At 36.6% G+C, this 6,000-nt stretch carries 8 protein-coding genes; 3 read left to right on the top strand and 5 right to left on the bottom strand.

The window, feature by feature from the left end; genetic code table 11:
* Positions 1-308: 308 nt before the first annotated feature.
* From lspA to BARBAKC583_RS06670, 5 genes are all read right to left on the bottom strand, one after another.
* Positions 309-806, bottom strand: a complete 498-nt coding sequence (gene lspA, locus BARBAKC583_RS06690; RefSeq protein WP_005768206.1) for a signal peptidase II — start codon at positions 804-806, stop codon at positions 309-311.
* 26 nt (positions 807-832) lie between these two features.
* Positions 833-1,657, bottom strand: coding sequence for a TrmH family RNA methyltransferase (locus BARBAKC583_RS06685; RefSeq protein ID WP_005768203.1), 825 nt, complete (start codon positions 1,655-1,657; stop codon positions 833-835).
* A 2-nt stretch (positions 1,658-1,659) separates the two neighbouring features.
* Positions 1,660-2,592, bottom strand: a complete 933-nt coding sequence (locus BARBAKC583_RS06680; RefSeq protein ID WP_104408433.1) for a class I SAM-dependent rRNA methyltransferase — start codon at positions 2,590-2,592, stop codon at positions 1,660-1,662.
* 211 nt (positions 2,593-2,803) lie between these two features.
* On the bottom strand, positions 2,804-3,055 hold the full coding sequence (locus BARBAKC583_RS06675; protein ID WP_011807453.1) for a LapA family protein: 252 nt from the start codon (positions 3,053-3,055) through the stop codon (positions 2,804-2,806).
* An 8-nt stretch (positions 3,056-3,063) separates the two neighbouring features.
* Positions 3,064-3,342 carry an integration host factor subunit beta gene (locus BARBAKC583_RS06670; protein WP_005768193.1) on the bottom strand — a complete coding sequence of 93 codons (279 nt, stop codon included), beginning with the start codon at positions 3,340-3,342 and terminating at the stop codon, positions 3,064-3,066.
* Positions 3,343-3,530: 188 nt separating this feature from the next.
* Between BARBAKC583_RS06670 and lptC the strand changes: the two genes are divergently transcribed.
* From lptC to lptB, 3 genes are all read left to right on the top strand, one after another.
* Positions 3,531-4,175, top strand: coding sequence for an LPS export ABC transporter periplasmic protein LptC (gene lptC, locus BARBAKC583_RS06665; RefSeq protein WP_005768191.1), 645 nt, complete (start codon positions 3,531-3,533; stop codon positions 4,173-4,175).
* Positions 4,176-4,242: 67 nt separating this feature from the next.
* On the top strand, positions 4,243-4,845 hold the full coding sequence (locus BARBAKC583_RS06660; RefSeq protein ID WP_005768189.1) for an LptA/OstA family protein: 603 nt from the start codon (positions 4,243-4,245) through the stop codon (positions 4,843-4,845).
* Positions 4,846-4,851: 6 nt separating this feature from the next.
* Positions 4,852-5,646: an LPS export ABC transporter ATP-binding protein gene (gene lptB / locus BARBAKC583_RS06655; protein WP_005768187.1), complete on the top strand. Its 795-nt coding sequence runs from the start codon at positions 4,852-4,854 to the stop codon at positions 5,644-5,646.
* Positions 5,647-6,000 lie beyond the last annotated feature (354 nt).

Raw genomic sequence — 6,000 nt, 5'->3', positions numbered from 1 at the left:
GAACGGATCTTTATCCAAGATTATTCAATTTTTCTGGCAAATTTTTTGCAAAATAAAATACCCTATTTTACCGATACCGAAAAGATCTATAGGGATAAATTTTAAAAGAACTACCTTACAACGTTTGATTGACTCAACGAATGAGGCTTGATCAATTTTCTAAAATATTACACGCAATAACAAGAAAGCTAGGAACAAAATTATTATAGCACATAAATTTTTAGAGAGAGCCAAGTGCAAAATCCGTAGAGATATTTATATGGTTTATGGATTTACCCGTATTGATAGGAAAGCAATCAGTATGTTACTTATTTAGATTTGTCGAGATGGCGTTTTGTTTTTATCCAGATACAAAATTCATCAATCAGAATGGAAATTGCACCGAGCGTTATAAAGGTATCAGCAAGATTGAAAATGGCGAAAGAAAAGACACCATCAATATAAAATAATATATAATCCGTGACAGCTTGAAAACGAATACGGTCAATAAGATTACCGATTGCTCCACCAATGATAAGAACAATACCAAAACGTGATAAAGCTTTGTCAAGCTCAGTGTTTTTCCATAGCCAGAAAAGAAAAACAATAATGGTGATTGTGAGAGCAATGAGCCCCCAATGGGAAAAAGAGGAAAAAAACGAAAATGCAATGCCAGAATTACGCACATGATAAAGAGAAATAAAGGGAAAAAGTGGAATTTCTGTCCCTAAGAGCATAGTGTGCGTAATCCAATATTTGATGGCTTGATCAAGCAATACTGTAATTATTAAACCCAAAAGAAGAAAAAACAGTGATTTGAGTGTCATTTTTGTTCTCACTTTAGGGTTAAGTGTTAAACACGTGGTTCAAGCGTTAAATCAGAGCGACGGATTTCATAAAGCATAATTGCTGTGGCTATCGCTAAATTAAGAGAATCAGCATGCCCATTTTGTGGAATACGTGCAAGTTGGTGACAGCGATTTGCCAGCGCATTTGATAGACCTTGTTGTTCATTTCCCATTAAAAGTATAATAGGACCTTTAAAATCGATAGTGCGGTAATCGACAGCCCCTTGGAGGTGTGCACCAATTATCATACCTTTGAAGTTTGTAGACCAGTCCAAAAAGGCATTTTCGTTAAAACGGTAAAGGGGGATAGAAAAAATTGAACCCATTGTTGAACGGACTGTTTCAGGCGAGAAAGGATCTGTTGTCTCGCCAATCAAAATAACACCTTTTGCTCCTACTGCATCGGCTGTGCGGATTATGGTGCCGAGGTTTCCAGGGTCTCGCACACGATCAAGAGCAATATAAACATCTTTTGCTGACTCTGTTATGGTTTCGATAGGGTGCCATTGTTGCTTGAAAATACCAACAACAGTTTGCGGATTATCGCGGTGGGTGATGGATTCCATAATTTTTTGTGAAGCTCTGATAACGTAACCACCATTGGCAAGAATATGTGCGGCAGTATTTTCAATAGTGGTGTTACCTTGTGTGCTTTTGGAAAAAATGAGTGTTTGAATCGTCCAACCGAGATTTAAAGCATCAATTACCAATTTAAGTCCCTCTGCCATAAAGAGTCCCTCTTGATTGCGCTTTTTCTTTTTATTGAGCGCTTTAAGATCTTTAATGATAGGGTTACTAAGAGAAGTAATTTCTTTAACTTGACCGTGCATATTCAAGCAATCCAACGGCTAAAGAGAGAAGTAGACAGAGCACGTTTGCCAGCTTCTTCACGTAAAATCAATTCTCCTGATTCAATTATACCACCAAGATTTGTGAATTCATCGCGCATTAAAGTATGAAGTGCATAAAAGGAAGCGCGAATAGAATAAGCCGTGAGTACAACAGCAAGTGGCTCATCAGATAAAAGGTTGCGACAGTTTTTAATCATTGTTGGTAAGTGATCGAAAAGTTGCCAAATTTCACCATTGGGTCCGCGTCCATAAGCAGGAGGATCGAGAAGGATCATATCATAAGTTTTTTGACGACGCAGTTCACGTTCGACAAATTTTACTGCATCGTCGCAAATCCAGCGAATAGGGTGATTTGATAATTCTGCTCTTTCCTGATTGGTTTTTGCCCAAAGAATAGCTTTTTTAGAGGCATCAACATGGGTGACAGAAGCACCGGCACGCGCACCAATCAAAGAGGCAATACCTGTGTAGCCAAAAAGATTTAACAATTTGATGGGACGTTCTGCTTGCAAAATTTGCTTTTCTATTGAGCGCCAATGTGCGTCCTGTTCAGGAAAAACACCTACATGGCGAAAAGAAGTAAAACGCCCTAGAAACGACAAGCCATTCCAAGAAAGAGGCCATGTTTCATCAAGAGTTTTTTTAGGAAAATGCCAACGACCTATACCTTCTTCATCTCGATTGCCTGTGAAAATAGCGTCAACATCATCCCAAATTTCTTCTGGTAAGATTGGTTTCCATAGCGCTTGGCCTTCTGGCCGAATAATGCGATAAGAGCCGTAACGCTCCAGCTTTTTTCCGTTACCAGAGTCAATCAAAGCATAGTCTGTACTAGCTCCTGTTTCTAAAATAATAGGTAATTTCTCTTTCGGATATACACTGTCGGAATGTGGTTGAAAGTGTTGTGTAGGTATATTCAGTGTCATGGCACGTTTATTGTAAAAGGAAATAGTTTTTAAGAGGCTTTTAAATTTTCATAGAGCTTTAGAGTTTAAGGCTAATGAAAATACGATAAGAGAAGAAAAATACCTTTGAATCTGTTATCAAACACAATAGAAAAAAATCATTAAAGTACTGATATTAGATTTTTGAGCTCTCGTCATTCTAATTTCTTAAAGTTCAGCGCTATTTTTTCTTAAGATCCTTACGATATTGGCATCGTGTAAACCAATTGATGCTACTGTTTAATACAATACCAAGACCAAAAAAAATAAAAAGCCAAACGAAAAAAGGTGCTTGATATGTAAAGCTTTGAGAACTGCTCCAAAAAGGGTTGAGAGTTAGTGTAACAATTTGACGATTGGCTACAATAAAAGCGACCAAAAAAACTGTGAGAGGTATCAAAATAATTGTTAAAAGAATATTTTTAGGTGTCATAAATTTACTCATTGATTTAAGCGGTCACGCAGCTCCTTACCTGTTTTGAAAGAAGGAACCCATTTTTCTTCAACCATAACAGTTTCCCCTGTCCGTGGATTACGACCATTACGAGCGGATCTATTTTTGACAGAAAAAGCTCCAAAACCGCGAAGTTCAATGCGATGACCTTTGGCAAGAGCTATTGAAATTTCCTCAAAAACGGTGTTAACAATATTTTCTACATCGCGTTGAAGAAGATGTGGATTGCGACGAGCAATAATTTGTATGAGTTCTGATTTGATCAAAATAACCTCTCCAATTTATACGAAAAAAATCATTTTCCTATTTATTTTTACGTGTACGTTACACACATAAATTGATGAAAGCAAAATAAAACCAAAAAAAGTTGAATTGCAATAAGCGAAATTTAAAAATACATTGTTATAAAAACTCCATGGACTAAAAGATGGGGTGTTTGAGAGATGAAAACAATATGGCCATACACAATCGCAATGAAGTTTTTTCAGTAAAATCGTCTTTTAGCGATGTTTTTAAAACAGCTTATTGTCATTCGCGTTGGATTCACGTGTTAAAAATTTTTTTACCCTTCTTTGCATTTATTATAGCGCTTGTTTTTTGCTGGTTTACATTTTTTTCCGTTTCTACTTCTTTTGAGACTGTAATTTTGAATAATGGAGAAGATGGGATAACAGCATTGACAATGGTTGATCCAAGATTAGAAGGTTACACAAGTTCTAATCAACCTTATCAGCTTAAAGCGGAAAAAGCGTTTCAGGATCATATGCGTTTAGGAGTGGTGGAGTTAGAAAATATTACAGCTGAAGTTCCTGCAAGTAAGCAGGTATCGGTTTTTCTCCAAGCACAAAGAGGAATTTACGACAATAGTAATACTCACTTGCAATTGAACAAACCCTTTACAATGAAAACAAAAGATGGATTGGTTGCACAATTTATGGCCGCAGATATTAATTTATCTGAAGGTCAATTAAAAACTGATCAACGTGTAGATATTTACAATGCAGATTTTTCTCTCACAGCTGGTAATTTGCGGGTTTGCGAAAAAGGACAAATAATGCATTTTCAAGGTGGTGTGCATTTGCTTATTAGCCAGCAATAGATAATTTCAATATGAACCTTAACGCGTGTTTGAAATTTATATAAATATAAGAGCTGAGAGTGATCAGATGAGATCAAAAACATCATGGAAAAAATGGGTAGGTGGGTTTTTGATTTTAAGCATAGGGTTATTAAAATGGGGGGGGCTTGGACATGCTGAAGTGGCTCATATGGGAATTGATTTATCAAATGGAGAAAAGCCGATAGAATTATATTCAGATTCTTTGGAAATACATGAAAAAAAGGGTATCGCTATTTTCAATGACAATGTTTCAATTGTTCAGGGTGAACGGCTTTTGCAAACATCAAAATTAGTTGTTTATTATGATCAAGATCATCAAACAGTTGGTATCAATGAAGTAAGAAAAAAGTCTAGATTGTTTGTCGGATCTGGTTTAACTGGTGTAAAAAAAATGGAAGCGTTGGGGAATGTTTATATTAAAATAGCGACACAAATCATTACAGGCGATAAAGGTATTTTTGATGGAAAATCAAATGTGGTGACCTTGACAGGCAATGTTGTTTTGAAGGATGGCCGTAACGTTGCGACAGGATGTAAATTGACAATCAATATGAAAACAGGAAAAGCGTTGCTTGAAGGATGTGAAGCATCTGAGAAAAAAAGCCGTGTTTCGATCATTTTACAATCAAATCAAAAGAGTGGCCATTAAAATTTTATGTTTGCAATCAAAACAGTGAAACGAGTAACGAGACAAAACTCTGAAAGTAAAGCTTTGGAAAAACCTTTAAAACGAACCTTAGCTGCCCGCGATTTGATTAAAATTTATCAAGGAAGACAAATCGTTAATGGTGTTTCTTTTAGTCTTCGTACGGGAGAAGCTGTTGGCATTTTAGGCCCTAATGGTGCTGGTAAAACTACCTGTTTTTATATGGTTACAGGCTTAGTTAAAGCCGATGGAGGGTCCATAGAGATTGATGGATTTGATGTTACGCATATGCCGATGTATCGGCGCGCTCGTTTGGGTATTGGTTATTTGCCGCAAGAAGCTTCTATTTTTCGTGGTCTCTCAGTAGAAAATAACATTAAAGCTGTTTTGGAGATTGTTGAAAAAGATCGTTTTAAACGCGGTGAAGAGTTAAATGCACTTCTGCATGAATTTAAAATTGATCATTTGCGCAAAGTCCCTGCAATTTCCTTATCAGGGGGTGAAAGGCGGCGGCTTGAAATTGCTCGTTCTTTAGCGTCTCGTCCTGATTTTATTCTGCTTGATGAACCATTTGCAGGAATTGATCCTATTGCTATTTCTGATATTCAACAACTTATTCGTCATTTAACTCAACGCGGTATTGGTGTTTTAATAACTGATCATAATGTGCGTGAGACATTAGGTCTTATCGATCGCGCTTATATTGTTCACGCAGGACAAGTGTTAATTCACGGGTGTCCAAACGATATTATCAATGATGCTGACACACGAAGAATTTATTTAGGAAATCAGTTTTCTCTCTGAGAGTTGTAGTTTGTAAACAGTTCATTGAAGTTTAGGTAAAGCAACGACTGCAGATATAATGTCATTTTCAATGAGAGACAATCAATTTTATTTGTTTGTATCAATGAAGCTTTATTCTTGATTTCTCATATGAGCGCTGTTAACATACGTTTCCATCGCAGGATAAGAAGCCTATAAGTTGTTGTAGGTGAATGACGTAATGATCTGGTTAAGACCTTATGAATTAAGGGGGAAAGTGCGGTGGTTTAAAGGGATCTTCATGAAGAGTGAAGAAGGGATGATCGTTAAGTCTTTTCGTGTTATTTGTTGGCATCATGAGATATTTTTTCTCGGTGGGATATAACATTTTTCTTC

Source organism: Bartonella bacilliformis KC583, from assembly GCF_000015445.1.
In the GTDB taxonomy this organism is placed as follows: domain Bacteria; phylum Pseudomonadota; class Alphaproteobacteria; order Rhizobiales; family Rhizobiaceae; genus Bartonella; species Bartonella bacilliformis.
This window is presented reverse-complemented; position numbering and strand designations above follow the sequence as displayed.